17 protein-coding genes are annotated in these 17,208 nt (G+C 74.3%); 5 read left to right on the forward strand and 12 right to left on the reverse strand.

Features of this window, described 5'->3' with window-relative positions:
* Positions 1–23: 23 nt before the first annotated feature.
* The 3 genes from AC4H2H_RS06025 to AC4H2H_RS06035 all read right to left on the reverse strand — a co-directional run bounded on the left by AC4H2H_RS06025 (position 24) and on the right by AC4H2H_RS06035 (position 2,434).
* The gene (locus AC4H2H_RS06025) at positions 24–575 is read right to left on the reverse strand and encodes a NuoB/complex I 20 kDa subunit family protein (protein WP_494369888.1); all 552 of its coding nucleotides are present in this window, start codon (positions 573–575) and stop codon (positions 24–26) included.
* Positions 576–654: 79 nt separating this feature from the next.
* Positions 655–1,017, reverse strand: coding sequence for an NADH-quinone oxidoreductase subunit A (locus AC4H2H_RS06030; RefSeq protein WP_494369889.1), 363 nt, complete (start codon positions 1,015–1,017; stop codon positions 655–657).
* 115 nt (positions 1,018–1,132) lie between these two features.
* Entirely contained in the window at positions 1,133–2,434 is a 1,302-nt protein-coding gene (locus AC4H2H_RS06035) for a geranylgeranyl reductase family protein (protein ID WP_494369890.1), read from the reverse strand.
* Between the two features lie 272 nt (positions 2,435–2,706).
* On the opposite strand from AC4H2H_RS06035, the gene AC4H2H_RS06040 reads away from it, so the two are divergent.
* Both AC4H2H_RS06040 and AC4H2H_RS06045 read left to right on the forward strand, forming a co-directional pair.
* Entirely contained in the window at positions 2,707–3,258 is a 552-nt protein-coding gene (locus AC4H2H_RS06040; protein ID WP_494369891.1) for an MOSC domain-containing protein, read from the forward strand.
* Between the two features lie 143 nt (positions 3,259–3,401).
* Entirely contained in the window at positions 3,402–5,141 is a 1,740-nt protein-coding gene (locus tag AC4H2H_RS06045; RefSeq protein WP_494369892.1) for an ATP-binding protein, read from the forward strand.
* A 158-nt stretch (positions 5,142–5,299) separates the two neighbouring features.
* Here AC4H2H_RS06045 and AC4H2H_RS06050 read toward each other — a convergent pair whose 3' ends face one another.
* Genes AC4H2H_RS06050 through AC4H2H_RS06060 form a run of 3 tightly spaced genes read right to left on the reverse strand, consistent with a single transcriptional unit; the run spans position 5,300 to position 6,723 of the window.
* Positions 5,300–5,995 (reverse strand): demethylmenaquinone methyltransferase, encoded by a 696-nt coding sequence (locus AC4H2H_RS06050; RefSeq protein WP_494369893.1) that lies wholly within the window; start codon positions 5,993–5,995, stop codon positions 5,300–5,302.
* Positions 5,996–6,034: 39 nt separating this feature from the next.
* Positions 6,035–6,472, reverse strand: coding sequence for a type II toxin-antitoxin system VapC family toxin (locus AC4H2H_RS06055; RefSeq protein WP_494369894.1), 438 nt, complete (start codon positions 6,470–6,472; stop codon positions 6,035–6,037).
* Complete coding sequence (locus AC4H2H_RS06060; protein WP_494369895.1) at positions 6,469–6,723, reverse strand: hypothetical protein; 255 nt, start codon at positions 6,721–6,723, stop codon at positions 6,469–6,471. Before AC4H2H_RS06060 ends, AC4H2H_RS06055 begins: the two co-directional genes overlap by 4 nt.
* Before the next feature lie 68 nt (positions 6,724–6,791).
* Here AC4H2H_RS06060 and AC4H2H_RS06065 point away from each other — a divergent pair, with 68 nt between their 5' ends.
* Positions 6,792–8,156, forward strand: a complete 1,365-nt coding sequence (locus tag AC4H2H_RS06065) for an isochorismate synthase (protein WP_494369896.1) — start codon at positions 6,792–6,794, stop codon at positions 8,154–8,156.
* Between the two features lie 81 nt (positions 8,157–8,237).
* The gene (locus AC4H2H_RS06070; RefSeq protein WP_494369897.1) at positions 8,238–8,771 is read left to right on the forward strand and encodes a GNAT family N-acetyltransferase; all 534 of its coding nucleotides are present in this window, start codon (positions 8,238–8,240) and stop codon (positions 8,769–8,771) included.
* A 97-nt stretch (positions 8,772–8,868) separates the two neighbouring features.
* On the opposite strand, the gene AC4H2H_RS06075 is transcribed toward AC4H2H_RS06070, so the two are convergent.
* The 6 genes from AC4H2H_RS06075 to pdxR all read right to left on the reverse strand — a co-directional run bounded on the left by AC4H2H_RS06075 (position 8,869) and on the right by pdxR (position 16,057).
* Positions 8,869–10,470: a S1C family serine protease gene (locus tag AC4H2H_RS06075; RefSeq protein WP_494369898.1), complete on the reverse strand. Its 1,602-nt coding sequence runs from the start codon at positions 10,468–10,470 to the stop codon at positions 8,869–8,871.
* 161 nt (positions 10,471–10,631) lie between these two features.
* Positions 10,632–12,524 carry a 2-succinyl-5-enolpyruvyl-6-hydroxy-3-cyclohexene-1-carboxylic-acid synthase gene (menD, locus tag AC4H2H_RS06080; protein WP_494369899.1) on the reverse strand — a complete coding sequence of 631 codons (1,893 nt, stop codon included), beginning with the start codon at positions 12,522–12,524 and terminating at the stop codon, positions 10,632–10,634.
* Positions 12,521–13,528 carry an o-succinylbenzoate synthase gene (locus tag AC4H2H_RS06085; RefSeq protein ID WP_494369932.1) on the reverse strand — a complete coding sequence of 336 codons (1,008 nt, stop codon included), beginning with the start codon at positions 13,526–13,528 and terminating at the stop codon, positions 12,521–12,523. The genes menD and AC4H2H_RS06085 overlap by 4 nt, the downstream gene beginning before the upstream one ends.
* Position 13,529: 1 nt before the next feature.
* The gene (locus AC4H2H_RS06090; protein WP_494369900.1) at positions 13,530–14,195 is read right to left on the reverse strand and encodes a TetR/AcrR family transcriptional regulator; all 666 of its coding nucleotides are present in this window, start codon (positions 14,193–14,195) and stop codon (positions 13,530–13,532) included.
* Between the two features lie 4 nt (positions 14,196–14,199).
* Positions 14,200–14,523, reverse strand: coding sequence for a DMT family transporter (locus tag AC4H2H_RS06095; protein WP_494369901.1), 324 nt, complete (start codon positions 14,521–14,523; stop codon positions 14,200–14,202).
* Positions 14,524–14,611: 88 nt separating this feature from the next.
* The gene (pdxR, locus tag AC4H2H_RS06100) at positions 14,612–16,057 is read right to left on the reverse strand and encodes a MocR-like pyridoxine biosynthesis transcription factor PdxR (RefSeq protein WP_494369902.1); all 1,446 of its coding nucleotides are present in this window, start codon (positions 16,055–16,057) and stop codon (positions 14,612–14,614) included.
* Positions 16,058–16,124: 67 nt separating this feature from the next.
* Between pdxR and AC4H2H_RS06105 the strand changes: the two genes are divergently transcribed.
* Positions 16,125–17,207: a DMT family transporter gene (locus AC4H2H_RS06105; protein WP_494369903.1), complete on the forward strand. Its 1,083-nt coding sequence runs from the start codon at positions 16,125–16,127 to the stop codon at positions 17,205–17,207.
* The last annotated feature ends 1 nt before the right edge of the window (position 17,208 follow it).

Below are 17,208 nucleotides of genomic sequence, written 5' to 3' on the forward strand. Positions count from 1 at the left end.
GCCCGCACCGGTCTTCTCGTCCGTCACCGCAGCAGCCCCTTCATCTGGAACGTGGGCGTCGCCTCGAGGGCGGCCGCCTCGGCGGCACGCGCCGCCTCCTTGCGGTTCGCGCCGAGCGGCTCGTTCTGGATCTGGTCGTGCAGCGCGAGGATCGCGTTGATGAGCATCTCGGGCCGCGGCGGGCAGCCGGGCAGGTAGATGTCCACCGGGACGATGTGGTCGACGCCCTGGACGATCGCGTAGTTGTTGAACATGCCGCCGCTGGAGGCGCACACGCCCATCGACAGCACCCACTTGGGCTCGCTCATCTGGTCGTAGACCTGGCGCACGACGGGAGCCATCTTCTGGCTGACGCGACCGGCGACGATCATGAGGTCCGCCTGGCGCGGCGACGCGCGGAAGACCTCCATGCCGAAGCGCGACAGGTCGAAGCGGGACGCGCCCGCCGCCATCATCTCGATCGCGCAGCACGCGAGCCCGAACGTCACCGGCCACAGCGAGGCCTTGCGCAGGTAGCCCGCGAGGTCCTCGATCGTGGTCAGCAAGAAGCCCGAGGGAGCTTCCTCGATCCCCATGGTGTTCTCCTCGTCCCTCGTCAGTCGCGAGCGCGGTCGTGCCGCGGACAGGTGTGCAGGTGCCGGCTCGGTCCCGTGGTCAGTCCCAATCCAGTCCACCCCGGCGCCACTCGTAGACGAACGGGACGGTGATGAGCGCGAGGAACGCGAGCATCGCGACGAGCCCGAAGGTCGCGAGCGTCGCGAAGTCGACCGCCCACGGGTAGAGGAAGACGACCTCGATGTCGAAGACGATGAACGTCATGGCGACGAGGTAGTACTTGATCGGGAAGCGCCCGCCGCCGATCGCGTGGGGCGTGGGTTCGATGCCGCACTCGTACGCATCGAGCTTCGCGCGGTTGTAGCGCTTGGGGCCGATGACCGCGCTCGCGGCCACGCCGCCGAGAGCCAGCACGGCGGCCACTCCCATGAGGACGAGCAGCGGGACGTAAGGATTGGTCATCGTCGACTCCTCGGACGCAGGCTCGGGATCCCTGGACGACGGCGTCCGGGTTCACGGTCAGGTGGTGCGAGCGGCGGCATCGTTGCCTTCCCCGGTGCCGGCCCACCTCGGTAGCTCATGACGATGGCACCACCCTCGTCAGCCCCGCGATGACGCGGTCGACCCAGTCGCCGCCGCGGGGCTCGTAGCAGTCGGACAGGAGCTTGAGGACGAACCGCATGACGACCGGGCGCGGGAGCCCGTACCGCGTGCAGATCCGCATGATCTCGGGGTGCTCGATGAGCTGCACGAAGTACCGCCCGAGGGTGTAGTACCCGCCGAGCTCGCGGCGCATGACCTTCGGGTACGTCTGCAGCGCGCGCTCGCGCCCCGCGTCCGTGGCCCGGGCGCGCGACTGCGCGACGACGTCGGCCGCCGTGCGCGCAGCCTGCATCGCGTACGCGATGCCCTCGCCGTTGAACGGGCTGACCATGCCACCCGAGTCCCCGACGAGCAGAACACCGCGCGTGTACAGCGGTGTCCGGTTGAACCCCATCGGCAGTGCGGCGCCGCGCACGGGGCCGAGCTGGTTCTCCTCGGTGAGCTCCCACTCGGCGGGCGCGTTGCGCATCCAGGTGGCGAAGAGGTCCTTGTAGTCGGTGTTCGCCGCCGACTGCTTCGCCGGCGTCGAGCTGACCGCGCCGAGCCCGACGTTCGCCGTCCCGTCGCCGAGCGCGAAGATCCAGCCGTAACCAGGCAGCAGCGCCGAGCGGTTCGGCTCGCCCTCCCAGAGCTCGAGGTGCGACTCCATCCACGGGTCGTCGTGGCGCGGGGTGCGGAAGTACGTGCGGACGGCGACGCCGATCGGGCGGTCCTCACGCCGCGCGAGGCCGAGCGCGAGCGCGAACCGCGACGAGACGCCGTCGGCCGCGATGACGACAGGCGCCCGGTACGTTACCTCGTCCCCCGCTCGCCGCCCCTTGTCGTCCACCGGCCGGGCGGTGACGCCGACGACGCGGCCCGTCCGCTCGTCGAGGAGCGGGCCCGTGACGGCGGTGCGCTCGAGGAGCTTGGCACCCGTGCGCACGGAGTGCTCCGCGAGCGTGCGGTCGAACGAGTGCCGGGCGCGGGCCATGCCGTAGCTCGGGTACGACGCGAGGTCGGGCCACGCGAGCTCCCACGAGCGCCCGCTCGCGACGACCCGCAGACCCTCGTTGCGGATCCAGCCGTCCTCGGCGCGGGTCGAGACCCCCATGCGCACGAGCTCGGCGACCGCGCGCGGGGTCAGCCCGTCGCCGCAGATCTTGTCGCGCGGGAACGCGGACTTCTCGAGGAGGATGACGGACAGGCCCGCCGCGGCGCAGTAGTGGGCCGCCGTCGACCCCGCGGGACCGGCGCCCACGACGATGACGTCCGCGTCGTCGCTGCTGCCACGCACGTCCTCACCTCGCCGTCCGGTCGTCGGAGCACTCTCGGAGCTCGCACCCACCGTGACCCGGGCCGGGGCGCGGTGCACCCACAGCCCTTGTGAAGTCGGTCACAATGAACAACCGTCACTCTAGTCACTCGCAGCGGGCGATGTGTAGCAAGGTGAACCTTCCTTGGAGATCCGGTGACGGAGGTCCTGTGCGCGCGGGAGTGACGTCCGAGGTCAGAGGGCCCTTCGAGGCGGCTCTCGACCGCTCCGGGCCGGTGCGGCAGGATGACGACGTGACCCCCAGCGCCCCCTACGTCCTCGCCGCCGCGTCGAGCCCCGACCACGGTTTCAGCAAGCCGACCGCGCCCGCGGTCCGGGTCGTCGCGGGCCACGGCATCGTCGGCGACACCCACGCCGGCACGACCGTCCAGCACCGCAGCCGCGTCCGCGCCGACCCGACGCAGCCCAACCTGCGCCAGGTCCACCTCATCCACGCCGAGCTGTTCGGCGAGCTCGCCCAGGCCGGTCACGACGTCGCGCCGGGCGACCTCGGCGAGAACGTCACGACCCGGGGGATCGACCTGCTGGGCCTGCCCCGCGGCACCCGCCTCGCGATCGGGCCGGACGTCGTCCTCGAGGTCACCGGCCTGCGCAACCCGTGCCAGCAGATCAACGACTTCCGGCCGGGCCTGCTCAAGCAGGTCGTCATGCCCGACGGCGAGGGCGGCCTGGTCCGCAAGGCCGGGATCATGACCGTGGTCGAGCGAGGCGGGACCATCACGGCGGGCGACGAGGTCGTCGCGACCTTCCCCGACGAGCCGCACACGCCGCTCGCACCCGTCTGACCAGCCGTATCGGCCCGGACGTCGCGTGCGTGTCGCGTACTGACTCTGGCGTGCACGACACGGACATGCCACCCTTACATGGACATGGACATGGACATGGCTGTCCATGTCTGGCTCAGGCAGATGAGAGCGGGGGAGATTCTGTGACCGGCGACGAGATGGCGGCGCTGATCGAGTCGTTGAGACTCGTTCGTTCCGAGTCCACAGTGGTCGAGGTCAAGAGCGGAGCAGGTGGATTTCCCGACTCGGTCGTCGAATCTCTTGTCTCGTTCGCGAACACCGAGGGCGGCACGATCCTCATCGGGATCGACGAGTCCGCCGGCTTCGTACCCGTCGAACTGGCAGACCCGGGTGCTTCGCGCGACCACCTCGTCGGGATCGCGAGCGATGCGATCTCGCCGCCGCTTCGCATCCAGGCTGACGTCGTCCAGCTCGAAGGAAGACCGGTCGTCGCCGCCTTCGTCCCTCCGCTTCCCGTGGACCAGCGCCCCGCGTTCGTGACCCGTAAGGGTGTCACGGGCGGCGCCTACCTCAGAGTGGGAGACGGAGACCGCTTGATGACCCACGCCGAGATCGCGCTGACTGTGGCGGATCGTACACAGCCGACCTACGACTGCGAGGAGATTCCGGGAACCAGTCGTGCCGACCTCGACGAGGGACATCTCCTCCGCGCACTTCAACGGGTCCGCAGCGGCTCGTCGCGGATGCGTGATGCCGCGGACGAGGTCGTGCTGCACCGCCTGGGGATCACGACCGCACCGCGGCCCGATGCCCCTCTCACCCTTGCCGGGCTCCTGACCTTCGGTCAGTATCCGCAGCAGTACTTTCCCCAGCTCATGGTGTCGGTCGTCGTACGACCCGCCGCGACGACCAGCGGACCCCGGTTCCTCGACAACGTCTCGGCGCGCGGACCCATCCCGGACATGGTCCAGGACGCTCTCGACGTGGTCACACGGAACGTCGCGGTCCGGGCGATCATGAGCGATCGTGGGCGCCGAGACGAGCACGAGTACCCCTTGCTCGCCGTCCGGGAGGCCATCGTCAACGCCTTGTTGCATCGCGACTACAGCCCCGTCACCCGAGGGACGCAGGTGCAGGTCGAGCTCGACCCGGAGACCCTGGTGATCAGGAGCCCTGGTGGCCTCTTCGGCGGCATCTCGACCGACGACCTCGGTGAGAGCGGAGTCTCGTCCTCCAGGAACGCCCGGCTCGCGGTGTTGCTCGCGGACACGTACCTGCCCCACAGCACCGAGCTCGTCGCTGAGAATCGAGGCTCCGGAGTGCCCGAGATGATCTCGTTGGCTCGAGGTCAAGGACTTCCGAGACCGGAGTTCCGCAGCAAGCTCACGTCTTTCACCGTGACCATGAAACGCTCCGAGCTGCTGTCCCCCGAGGTTCGACGATGGATCGACAGCCTTCGCCTCCCCCGCACGCACGCCCACGAGATCGCTGCCGCCATGCTCCGCTCGGGGTTCGTCACGAACGAGATCCTTCGTGAATGGGGCGTCGATCGCGTCGACGCGACCACAGTCCTCCGAGACCTCGTGACGGCTGGCGTCGCCGTTCGCGAGGGCGGCCGGCGTTACGCGAGGTATGTGCTCGCCGACCGGTCGGCGCCACGACCGGAGGCGGACTTGTTCTCAGGGCTCTCAGCCGAACCGGGGCCGATCCTTCACGACTCGACGACCGAGGAAGCGATCCGACGACTCGGCTCAGCCACGACGAGCGAACTGGCCGCCGCAACCGGCAAGAGCCGAAAGACGGTACTGCGGCACCTCGACGTTCTTATCAGAGCCGGGCTCGTCGAAGGAGTCGGTGCCTCGCGTAGCACGAAGCGCAGATACAGATGGACCGACCACCGCAAGACAAGAGTCCAGGAATAGGGTCCACGCCCAGTCCGCGATCGAGTCGAGCGTCGAGGCTCTCGCTTTCAGGTCCTCGGTGAGACGTACGACGCCTTCCGCACAGACACGACGCCTGACGCCGCGACCCGGTGTGTGGTGAGGCAGCCCATGGGCCCGCGCCGCGCCGTCGGGCACGGCTATGCGGGGCGCACGCCCCGGTGCAGCGCGACGATCCCGCCCGACAGGTTGCGGTAGGCGACCTTCTCCCAGCCCGCGCGGAGCAGGAGGCGGCCGAGGCCCTGCTGGTCCGGCCACGCCGCGATGGACTCGGCGAGGTACTGGTAGGACCCGCCCTCGCGCGTCACGGCGGCGGCGATGCGGGGCAGCGCCTGGACCAGGTACTCCTGGTAGAGCGTGCGGAACGGGCCCCAGGTCGGCGTGGAGAACTCGCAGATCACCACGCGTCCGCCGGGCCGCACGACGCGCAGCATCTCGCGCAGCGCGCCCTCGGTGTCGACGACGTTGCGCAGCCCGAACGAGATCGTCACCGCGTCGAAGGTCGCGTCGGCGAACGGCAGGTGCGTCGCGTCGCCCGCGACGAACGGCAGGTCGGGCCGGCGCTCCTTGCCCACCTGGAGCATGCCGAAGGAGAAGTCGCACGGCACGACACGCACGCCGTCGTCGGCGAACGGCTCGGACGACGTGCCGGTCCCCGCCGCGAGGTCGAGCACCTTCTCGCCCGGCAGCGCGGTGACCGCGCGCACCGTCGCCCGGCGCCACGAACGGTCCTGGCCGAACGACATGATGTCGTTCGTCAGGTCGTAGCGGGCAGCGATCCCGTCGAACATCGACGCGACCTCGGCGGGCTTCTTGTCCAGGCTGGCGCGGGGCATGCGCCCATGTTTCCACGCCTTCGGCCCGGGCCGGCACGCTCAGCGCAGCGCGTCCTCGGGCGGGACGCGCGCCAGGCCGGGAACGGCGTCGAAGTCGCGGTCGGGTGTGACGAACGCGTCGAAACCGTGGAGCTGGGCGGTCGCCGCGTGGATCGCGTCGCGACCGCCGAGGGACGTGCTGAGCACGAGGTCCAACGAGCGCGAGAGGACCGCCTCGTCGAGCGGGTGCAGGACGCACAGCTCCATGACGTCGCGGCCCGTGCGTACCGCGTCCGCCCGAGCCGCGGCAGAACCGCCCAGCCTGCGCATCCGGTGGAACACGAGCTCCTGCACGAGCTCGGCGCTCGCGTGCAGCTCGACGTCTCCCCGAGCGGCCGCCTCGACGATCGCCCGGCAGGAACCGCGCTGCGGGTGGTCGCCGCCGAGGGCGTAGGCGAGGACGGCGGTGTCCACGGCGATCCGTCGGGGCGCGCTCACGAGGCGTCGATCACGACGTCGCCGGCGAGCGCGGCCTTGGACTCGGACCAATCCTCGGCGGGAGCAGGATCAGCGGCGAGAAGTCGGCGGGCAGCAGCGGCACGCCCGGCGTCTGCCGCCCCGAACTGCAGGTCGATCGCGTCGCGGACCAGAGACGCGACCGATCGCCCCGTCCGGCGCGACTCTGCCTCGAGCCGCTCGTACCGGGCGTGGTCGATCAGGATCTGCAGGCGACGCTCGAGGACCGACATGCTCATACAGTAGCAGGAGCAGGTTCGCCGGACGCGTGCCGTCAGCGTCGCGCTTACGCTGGGAGGCGATGAGCGCAGAACCGTCGGCCCCGGCCGCCCAGCCCCACCCTCTGGTCGTGCGGACCACGCAGCTCCCCGACCTGCCCGGCGGTCTCGACGCCCTGGTCGACCTCCTGCCCGACGCGCGGCCCCTCGCCTGGGTGCGCCGCGGCGACGGGATCGTGGGCTGGGGCGAGTCGCTGCGGCTCGAGACCTGGGGGCCGGGCCGGTTCGCCGACGCCGAGGCGGCGTGGCACGAGACGCTCGCGCGCGCCGTCGTGCGCGACGAGGTCGGGCTGCCGGGCACGGGTCCCGTGGCCTTCGGGTCGTTCGCGTTCGACGACTCCGCGGCCGGCGACGACGCGCACGAGCCGGTCCGCGCGGGCGGGGTGCTCGTCGTGCCGCGCGTCGTGGTGGGCCGTCGGGACGGGCGCACCTGGCTCACGACCGTCGACACGGCCGGGTCGCTCGCGTCCGCTCCGGCCGCGGCCCTGGCCCGCACGCCGCGCACGCCCGTCTCGGCCCCCGGCGCGGTCGCCTGGCGCGACGGCGCGCTGCGCGCGGACGACTGGGCCGCCGTCGTCGCCGAGGGGGTGGAGCGCATCCGCTCGGGCGCGCTGGAGAAGGTCGTGCTCGCGCGCGACGTCGTCGCGCACACGAGCGAGCCCGTCGACCCGCGGTGGCTCCTCGCGCGGCTCGCGACCGCGTACGAGGCGTGCTGGACGTTCTCCGTCGACGGCCTGGTGGGCGCGACCCCCGAGCTGCTCGTGCGCAGCGAGAAGGGTCTGGTCACCTCGCGCGTGCTCGCAGGCACGATCCGCCGCGCCGGGCTGTCCGACGACGACGCGCTCCTCAGGGCGGCGCAGCTCGCTCGTTCCTCGAAGGACCTCGAGGAGCACGAGTACGCGGTGCGGTCCGTGGCCCACGCGCTCGAGCCGTTCTGCTCGTCCATGAACGTCCCCGACGCACCGTTCGTGCTGCACCTGCCGAACGTCATGCACCTCGCCTCGGACGTCACGGCGGTCCTCGCCCGGGGGACGGGCGCCCCGGGCGCGTCGGCCGGCGGGGCGGCCGGTCCGACGAGCCTCGCCCTCGCCGCCGCGCTCCACCCGTCCGCGGCCGTGTGCGGGACCCCGACGAGCCTCGCGCGCGAGCTCATCCGCGAGATCGAGGGCATGGACCGCGGCCGCTACGCCGGACCGGTCGGCTGGCTCGGCGCGGACGGCGACGGCGAGTGGGGCATCGCGCTGCGCTCCGCCGAGCTCTCCGAGACCGACCCGCGCACCGTGCGCCTCTTCGCCGGGTGCGGGATCGTCGCCGCGTCGGACCCTGCCGCCGAGGTCGCGGAGTCCGAGGCGAAGCTCGAGCCCATGCGCTACGCGCTCGGCGGGTAGCCGGACGGCACCACCCCGAGCAGTGGACCGCTCACCGGACGACCCTGTCACCAGGCACGACGCCGCTGCTACGTTCGCGAGGTGCCTCCCACCACGCGCCCCCTCGACCCCCGTCCCACCGACCCGACCGGTGTGCTCGTGCGCCGCGCGACGGTCGCCGACCGCGACGCGGTGTGGCCGCTGGTGCGGGAGCTGCCCCGCCACGACCCGGAACGGGAACCCTTCGACCGATCGTTCGGACCGCTGCTCGCGGCGCTCGACACGTACTTCGCGGTCGCGGAGCTGCCCGACCACGGCGTCGTCGGGTACGTGCTCGCGAACCGGCACCTGACGTTCGCGTCGAGCGGCGTCGTGTGCCGGGTCGAGGAGGTCGCGGTCGCACCGGGGCACCGCCGCCAGGGAGTCGGCCGCGCGCTGCTGGAGAGCGCCGAGGCCTGGGCGGTCGAGGTGCGCGCACGCCGCGTGGGCCTCGCGACGGGACTGTCCAAGGAGTTCTACGTCGCCGGCGGGTACGTCGAGACCGCGGGCTTCTTCACCAAGCGCCTCGAGCCGCCCGTCGAGGCCCCTCTCGACGCCGGGCTCACCCCGACCTGGTCCGGCCCGGCTCCGGCCTGACGCCGGCCCGCGTCCCGCGGACCGCGTCCTACGACGACGACCCGGCCGGCACGGAGGTCCGTGCCGACCAGGTCGGGGATGACGGTGGTGCGGAGCGTCAGCCCTGCCCGCCGAAGAACCAGTCGAACGGGTTCGGGACGTTGCCCGGGTCGGTCGGGTCGGTCTCCTGACCCTGCCCGCCGCCCTGCTGGCCCCGACCGGGAAGCTGTCCCTGGTCGCCCTGCTCCGGCTGCTGACCCTGCTCGCCCTCGCCAGGTGTCTGGCCCTCGCCCGTCCCGGGCTGGGTCGTGCTGTCGGCCGGGCGCGTCGCCAGCGTGATGTCGAGCTCGAGCGTCTCGCCGTCGCGCACGACGGTCAGGGTCGACTCCGCACCGGCGACGCGTTCGCGCACGAATGCCGTGAGGGACTCGGCGCCGCCGACGGCAGCCCCGTCGATCGCCACGACGACGTCGCCGGGCTCCATGCCCGCCTCGGCGGCGGGCGAGCCCTCGGTGACCTCCTGGACCTGCGCGCCGCGACGCGTCACGCCGTCCGCGGTCGCGGTCGCGTCCGTGAGGGTCACCCCGAGGAACGCGTGCTCGGCAGTGCCGTTCTCGATGAGCTGCTGGCCGATCGACTCGGCGAGGTTCACGGGGATCGCGAAGCCGAGACCGATCGACCCGGACTGCGTGCCACCGCCCGACAGGGTCGCGATCGACGACGTGATGCCGATGACGCGGCCCTGCGCGTCGAACAGCGGGCCGCCCGAGTTGCCGGGGTTGATGGCCGCGTCGATCTGGATCGCGTTGGTGACGACCGACGTGCCGCCGCCCTCGCCCGACGCGGAGACCGGGCGGTCGACGGCCGAGACGATGCCCGTCGTCGCCGTGTTCGCCAGGCCGAGCGGGTTGCCGACCGCGAGCACCGACTCGCCGACGCTCACGTCGTCGGAGTCGCCCAGCGTCGCGGGCTGCAGGTCGTCGGGCGCGTCCACGATCTGCACGACGGCGAGGTCGGTCGCGGGGTCGAGCCCGACGATCTTCGCCTCGAAGAGGCGGCCGTCGCTCAGGGTGACCTGCACCGTGTCGTTCGCCGCGCCGGCGACCACGTGGTTGTTCGTCACGACGTGGCCCTGGTCGTCGATGAGGACGCCCGACCCCTCTCCGCCGCCGGCCTGCGTCTGCACCTGGATCGCGACGACCGAGGGCGCGACCGCCTGCGTGACGGACTCCCAGTTCGGGTTCTGCGACGAGGAGTCCGAGACGGGAGCGGTCGTGGCCTCCTGCTGCTGCCCGACGTCGGCGAGCGAGGAGCCGACCTGGCCGTCGTCGTCGAATGCTCCCGTGAGGCCCGCGGTGCCGGCGCTCGCGAGGATCGCGGCGGCGGCCGCCGCGCTCACGACCGGGACCCAGGTGCGTCGGCGCTTGTCGGTCGGCGCGGCGCCCGCACCCTGCGCGGGCGGGGCCGGCGGCGCGGGCGGCGGGCCGAACGTGCCCGAAGGCGTGTGCGCGGCGGCTGCTCCCGATGCGCCCTGGGTGGGGCGCGCGTAGGGGTTGGGCGTCGCGGTCGGGAGACCTGACGGGGCCGCCGGCGTGACGTGCTGGACGTGCTGGGGCGGGGCGAGCGGCTGCGTCGGCTGCGCCTGCGGGTGCTCGGCGGCGGCCGGCATCGGCTGCGTCGCGTCGATCGGGGTGCGCTCGGTGTCGGGGGTGTGCGTCATGGTGGGCCTCCTCGTTTCTGCCCACTACTTCACACCACCGCGCTTGAACAACCCTTGAACGCACCTGGGAGTTCACTGCGAGTCTGGCCGCACGACCGGCAGTCGAACCTCGCCGAGAAGTGGTCTTCCGCCCCGGAATCCCGCTGATCCGGGGCTGATGCTCACTTCTCGGCGTGCGGGTCTCGGGCGAGCGCCGTGCCGACGGCGGCGCGGACCCGCGCGGCGAGGTCGAGACCCGCGGCACGCCGGTCCGTGCGCGGCACGCGCACCTCGAGCACCTGCACCCCCCTGCTCGGCGCGGCGAGCGCGTGCCGCAACGACGCGACGTCGGGCACGAGCTGGTGGTCCACGCCGTACCCGGTGCACAGCTGCGCGAGGTCGGCGCCGTGCGGCGTGGCGAACACACGCTCGAACGTGCGGCCGGCGCGCTCCGACGTCTCGCCGAGACCGCCGGGTTCGAGGCCCGCGAAGATCGACCCGCCGTCGTCGTTGACCACGACGAGCTGCAGGTCCACGTGCGGCTCGTGCGGGCCGCGCAGCAGGCCACCGACGTCGTGCAGGAACGTCAGGTCGCCCAGCAGCGCGCGGGTGCGCACCCCCCGGCGTGCGGCCGCGAACGCCACACCGAGCGCGGTGGAGACCATACCGTCGATGCCCGCCAGACCGCGGTTGGCGAGGATCGTAGGCGCCGGGGTCGCGCCGTCGGGCGGATCGGTCCCGAGCACGACGCCGAGGTCGCGCACGGGGTTCGAGGACCCGACGACGAGCACGTCGCCCGCTGCGGACGCCTGCACGACGGCGCGCGCGACCGACGGGCCGTCCGTGCGCGAGCCGTCGGTCGCGGCGGCGACGACCTCCGCGGCCGCGCGGGACGCCGTCTGCCAGCGGGCAAGCCACGCCGACCTCGTCGCCGGCGCCGCACCGCCGTCGCCCGCCACGCCCGACGCGAGCCAGCCCGGCGGGACGGCGGGCAGCACGAGCGCCGCGTTGCGCGCGGCGTCGGGCCAAGGCGCGCCGCCGCGCGCGACGATGGTGACGTCGACGGCCGCCGAGCCGAGGAGCCGCTGGACCGGTCGCGACAGCGTGGGCCGCCCGAGCACGACGACGTGCTCCACGTCGTCCGCGAGCTCACCGACACCCAGCACCAGCGGGTGCGCGACGACGAGGTTCGGCCCGCCCGCGGCACCGGACGAGGGCTCGGCGAGGAGCGGCCAGCCCCGCGCCTCGGCGAGCTCACGCGCGACGGGTCCGGCGCCGTCCCCGGCGACGACGACCGTCCGCCCCGCGGGCGGCGGGCCGCCCGCGACCGTGACGACCGGTGGGACCACGACCGGGATCCGGGAGGGCGCGGCGTCCGCGCCGGTCGCTGCCGGCCGCTCCGTGTCCAGCGGGGCGCTGAGGACGAGGGGCTCGCGGAAGGCGAGGTTGAGGTGGACCGGACCGGGCGAGCCCGTGCGCGTGCCCGTCGCCGCGGCGAGCGCGCGGGTCGTGACGGCGAGGAGGTCCCGCACCTCCTCAGGGTGCCCGGCGGGCGCGGGCCGGTCGACGGCGTAGCGCACCGCGGCACGGAAGATCCCGACCTGGTCGGTGGTCTGGTTGGCTCCGGTCCCGCGCAGCTCGTGGGGTCGGTCGGCGGTGAGGAGGACCAGCGGGACGCCCGCGTGGTGGGCCTCGAGCACCGCGGGGTGGAGGTTCGCGACGGCGGTGCCGGACGTCGTGACGACGGCGACGGGCCGCGGCAGCCCGGCCCCCTCGCCCCCTCCGCCCCCGACCGCCGACGACCCGCGCGCCAGGCCGAGCGCGAGGAAGCCGGCGGACCGCTCGTCCACGCGGACGTGCAGTGTGATCCGCCCGGCGTCTGCGGCGGCCGCGACGGCGTACGCGAGCGGGGCGCTGCGCGACCCGGGGGCGAGCACGACGTCGCGCACGCCGTCGTGCGCGAGGGCGTCGACCAGCGCGAAGGCCGCACGCACGGCCGGCGGCTGATCGCCGACCCCGACGGGCGGGCCGAGGGCGTCCGGCCCGTCGGCGCCGGGCCCGCGCGCCTCGGTCATCGCACGGCCTCCGTGCTCGCGAGCAACGCCGCGACGCGCTCGTACCGCTCGCGCCAGCGGCGCTCGGTCTCCGGGCCGGGCGCGGTCGCCGCGAGACCCTCGGGCGTCGGGGTCGGTCGCTCGACCGGCAGCGCGCCGTCGACCGGGACGAGCGGGGAGCCGGTGACGTCGGCCGTGAAGAGGTTCACGGTGGCGAGGCCGCACGCGTACGGCAGCTCGGGCAGCGCGGCCGCGAGCGCCACGCCCGCCGCGATCCCGACCGACGACTCGAGCGCGGACGAGACGACGACGGGCAGGCCGACCTGCTCGGCGAGGTCGAGGCACGCGCGCACGCCCCCGAGGGGCTGCACCTTGAGCACGACGACGTCCGCCGCCTCGGCCCGCACGACGGCGAGCGGGTCCTCCGCGCGCCGGACCGACTCGTCGGCCGCCACCGGCACGGCCCGTTCCCCCCGCTGGCCGCGACGTACGGCGGCGAGCCCGGCGACGTCCGCGCACGGCTGCTCGACGTACTCGAGGCCGCCCGCGGCGCGGTCGAGGTGCGGGAGCCGGGCGAGGGCCTCGTCCACGTCCCACGCGCCGTTCGCGTCGACGCGTACCCGCCCGCCCGGGCCGAGCGCGTCGCGCACGGCCTCGAGGCGCGCGACCTCGGCGGCGAGCGGCTCGAGCGTGCCGTCGGGTCCGCGCTGGGCGACCTTGACCTTCGCGGTGCGGCACCCGCCCGACGCGACGACGAGCTCGCGGGCACGGTCGGGGCCGACGGCGGGGACGGTCACGTTGACGGGGACGCGGTCGCGGACCGCGGCCGGCCAGCCATCGTCGGCGGCCTCGCGGGCCGCGCGCAGCCAGGCGGCCGACTCCGCGTCGTCGTAGTCCCAGAACGGCGAGAACTCGCCCCAGCCGGCGTCTCCGCGCAGCAGCACGCCGTCGCGCACGTCGAGACCGCGGAAGCGCGTGGTGAGGCGGGTGCGGTAGACGACGAGGGGGCCGGGCACGCGTCCCAGGCTATGCCACCGGCGACGACGCGCCCGCGTCCAGGCCCTCGCGCACGACGCCGGCGCCCCGGCCTGCGACGAGGTCCGTCACGAGGCGGACCGCGGTCTCGCGCACGTCCCTGCCCTCGCTCAGAGCGCTCACCGCGGCGCCGTCGATCACGGCGACGAGCAGCGCCGGCGAGACCTGCGCGGGACCGCGCACGGCGAGGAGCTGGGCGACGGCCGCGTCGAGGTGGTGCCTGCCGTCGGCGTAGGCCTGCGCGAGCGCGGGGTAGCGGCCCGCTCCGAGGAGATGCTCGTAGAACCCCCGGACCTCGACCTCGCCACCGGGCGGCAGCACGGCGTCGACGAGCACCCCGGGCACGTCCTGGCGGCCGTCGTCGGGCCGCGAGGCGGCTGCTCCTTCCGCCCGCTCGGCCGCGCCCCGGGCGTGCTCCGCCCAGCCCTGGACGATCAGCCGACCCGCGGCGCTCATGAGGTCGTCGAGGCCGGTGAAGTAGTAGGTCGTGGCGGCGAGCGGCACGTCGGCGCGTGCCGCGACCGCGCGGTGGGTCACCACGGCCGGTCCCTCGCGGAGGATGAGGTCCGCCGCGGCGCGCACGAGGGCGTCGCGGCGGGCGACGCCCCGCGCCTGGCGACGTGGGGCGGGGCGCGGGTCGACGCTCGTGCTCGCCATGAGGTCAGTGTCCTCCACCGGAGAGGTTGAGCCCCACGACGCCCGCGACGATCAGCACGAGGGAGATCACCTTGAGGACCGTGACGGACTCGTCGAACAGGAAGACGGCGAGGACGGCGGTCAGCGAGGCACCGATCCCGACCCACACGCCGTAGGCGACGCCCACGGGGAGGGACTTCAGGGCGATGCTGAGCCCGACCATGCTCAGCACGAGCATGCCGACGAACGCGACGCTCGGCCACAGCTTCGTGAAGCCGTCCGACGCCTTGAGGCTCAGCGCCCAGCCGGCCTCGAGCATGCCGGAGAGGATGAGGATGATCCATGCCATGGGGGGACTCCCTCGGTCGGCGCACCGGGTGGCAGGGCCCGCCGTCGTGCGCAGAACTGGTACTAACGTACCAGTCTTGGACGCGGTGTCAACCCCCGCGGCTCTCCGCCCGCAGGGCCGCGACCACAGTAGCCACGTCGCCCTCGCGCACGCGCGCCGTCCCGAGGACGACGCCGCGCTCGGTCCGTTCGACGCCCGAGCCGCTCAGCGGTTCCGCGGGGATCCCCGCGGACCGCAGCGCGGTGACGACCCGCCGCTCGCTCGGAGTGTCCGGCAGGGCGACGACGAGGTGCAGCCCCGCGGCCACGCCCCTCACGACGGCGCCCGGGACGGCGCGCTCGAGCGCCTCGAGCAGCGCGCGCCGCCGACGCTGGTAGACGAGCCGCGCGCGCCGCAGGTGCCGCTGGTACGCCCCCGAGGTCACGAGCTCCGCGAGCGCGGCCTGCTCCGGGACCGAGCTGCCGAGGTCGGCGCGCCGTTTCGCGTCGACCACCGGCGCGACGACGTGCGGCGGCGCGACGACCCAGCCGAGCCGCAGCGCGGGCGACAGGAGCTTGGAGACGGAGCCGAGGAGGACGACCCGCTCCGGGTCCGTCGCCTGCATCGAGGGGACGGGTCGCCGGTCGTAGCGCAGCTCCGCGTCGTAGTCGTCCTCGAGGACGAGCCGGTCCCCGGCCGCCGCCCAGGCGAGCAGGTCACGGCGACGGTCCGGCGCGAGGACGACGCCGAGCGGGAACTGGTGCGCGGGCGTCACCAGGACTGCGCGCGCGTCGTCGGGCAGCAGGTCGGTGCGCAGGCCGTCCCCGTCCACGGGGACGGCGGGCGTGCGCAGCCCGGCGTCGCGCAGGAGCTCGAGCGCTCCCGCCGAGGACGGGTCCTCGACCGCGACCGCGACGGACGCGGCCTCCCCGCGTCCTGGCGTCCGCGCACCCGGACCGGGCGTGCGACCGGCGACGGCCCCGTCGGCGAGCAGCCGCGCGAGGAGGGAGAGCGCCTGGGCGACCCCGCTCACGACGACGACGTCGCGCGCCGAGACCTGCGCGCCCCGGCTGCGGCGCAGGTGCACCGCGAGCGCCTCGCGCAGCGCAGGCAGTCCCTGCGGGTCCGGGTAGCCGAGGTCGGCGTCCGAGAGCCCGCGGACGGCGTCGCGCACCGACCGTGTCCAGGCTCCGCGCGGGAAGAGCGCCGGGTCGGGCGTACCGACGCTCGGGAGCCGCCGCGCGCCGTCGCCCGCGGGAGCCGCGGGACCGCGCGCGGCCGACGGCGCAGGTAGCGCGGGGACCACGACGCCCGACCGTGGCCGGGAGACGAGCAGCCCCTCGCCCACGAGGACGTCGACCGCCGCGGTGACCGTCCCACGCGAGACGCCGAGGGCCGACGCCGTGTCCCGGCTCGACGGGAGGACCGCACCGGCCTCCAGGCGACCCTCGACGACCGCCGACCGCAGGCCCTCGTGGAGCCAGCGCCCGACGTCGCGCGCCGGCCGCGGCCCGAGCGCGAGGAGCAGGGCGTCGGGCTCCAGCCGGGTCGTCATCTGGCCCAGTGAATCAGATGGACTCTGGCCCTGCACACTGATCCAGATGCCGACCTACGGTCGGGTGGTGCCGACCTCCGACCCCGTGCTCCCCGTCTCGCCCGCTGCCGTCGCGGACCGTGTGCGCCCGTCGGGGCGCGCACCCGCCCCCGGCCCTCAGACGCCCGGCGCCACACCGCCCGGCGCCACGTCGCCCAGGTCCACGTCGCCCGGCGACGCGGCGCCGTCGACCCGCGTCGGCGACCTCCGCTGCGCCGCCGGGATGGTGATCGTCGGCGCGTCGTTCGTCGCGTCGGCGGCGCTCGTCGACTTCCCCGTGCTCGGCGGGCAGGCCGTGCGGTACGCGGTTGCGGCGCTCGTGCTGCTCGCGGTCCTGGCGGGGCGGCGCGTGCCGTGGGTCCTGCCCTCGCTGCGCGACACGCTGCGTCTCCTCGCCCTCGCGGCGACCGGCCTCGTCGCGTTCAGCGTCCTCGTCGTGGAGGGCACGAGTCGCGCGGACCCGTCGCTCGTCGGGGCGGTCGTCGGCGCGACGCCGGTGGTGCTGGCCGTGACGACCGCGCTGCGTACGCGGCGGGTCGCGGCGCGGACGGTCGTGGCGGCGCTCGTCGTGACGGGCGGCGTCGTGCTCGTCGAGGGCGGCGGCTCGGGCGACCCCGTCGGCGTGGCGATCGCGCTCGGCGCGCTCGCGTGCGAGGTCTGCTTCTCCCTGCTCGCCGTACCGCTGCTCCCGAGGCTGGGCGCCCTGCGCGTCTCGGCGTACGCGTGCGTCCTCGCCGTGCCGCAGCTCGCGCTGCTCGGGCTCGTCGTGCCCGGCCCCTTCCTCGCCGTGCCCGACGCCGGCGAGCTCGTCGCGCTCGCCTACCTCGCCGTCGTCGTCACCGCGGTCGCGTTCCTGCTCTGGTACTCGGGCCTCGCGGTCGTCGGCCCCGCGCGGGCCGGGCTGTTCGCCGGCCTGATGCCCGTGTCCGCGCTCGCCGTGTCCGTCGCGCTCGGCTTCGAGGACCTCGCGGTGACGGCCGTCGTCGGATCGCTCGTCGTCGGCGCCGGGCTCCTGCTCGGTCTGAGTCGCCCCGCGCCGCGCGGCGGCCCGCCGCGCCTACGCGTGCGCTCGGCGCGGAGGAACGTTCCCCCGCGCCGAGCGCACGCGTAGG

It is taken from the genome of Cellulosimicrobium sp. BMG9.22, assembly GCF_059159975.1.

What these genes read in the sequence shown, in the direction of transcription:
- AC4H2H_RS06095 (WP_494369901.1), bottom strand. Translation starts at nt 14,523, where the DNA reads ATGGCATGGATCATCCTCATCCTCTCCGGCATGCTCGAGGCCGGCTGG.
- AC4H2H_RS06090 (WP_494369900.1), bottom strand. Translation starts at nt 14,195, where the DNA reads ATGGCGAGCACGAGCGTCGACCCGCGCCCCGCCCCACGTCGCCAGGCG.
- AC4H2H_RS06075 (WP_494369898.1), bottom strand. Translation starts at nt 10,470, where the DNA reads ATGACGCACACCCCCGACACCGAGCGCACCCCGATCGACGCGACGCAG.
- menD (WP_494369899.1), bottom strand. Translation starts at nt 12,524, where the DNA reads ATGACCGAGGCGCGCGGGCCCGGCGCCGACGGGCCGGACGCCCTCGGC.
- AC4H2H_RS06030 (WP_494369889.1), bottom strand. Translation starts at nt 1,017, where the DNA reads ATGACCAATCCTTACGTCCCGCTGCTCGTCCTCATGGGAGTGGCCGCC.
- AC4H2H_RS06025 (WP_494369888.1), bottom strand. Translation starts at nt 575, where the DNA reads ATGGGGATCGAGGAAGCTCCCTCGGGCTTCTTGCTGACCACGATCGAG.
- AC4H2H_RS06060 (WP_494369895.1), bottom strand. Translation starts at nt 6,723, where the DNA reads ATGTCGGTCCTCGAGCGTCGCCTGCAGATCCTGATCGACCACGCCCGG.
- AC4H2H_RS06065 (WP_494369896.1), top strand. Translation starts at nt 6,792, where the DNA reads ATGAGCGCAGAACCGTCGGCCCCGGCCGCCCAGCCCCACCCTCTGGTC.
- pdxR (WP_494369902.1), bottom strand. Translation starts at nt 16,057, where the DNA reads ATGACGACCCGGCTGGAGCCCGACGCCCTGCTCCTCGCGCTCGGGCCG.
- AC4H2H_RS06050 (WP_494369893.1), bottom strand. Translation starts at nt 5,995, where the DNA reads ATGCCCCGCGCCAGCCTGGACAAGAAGCCCGCCGAGGTCGCGTCGATG.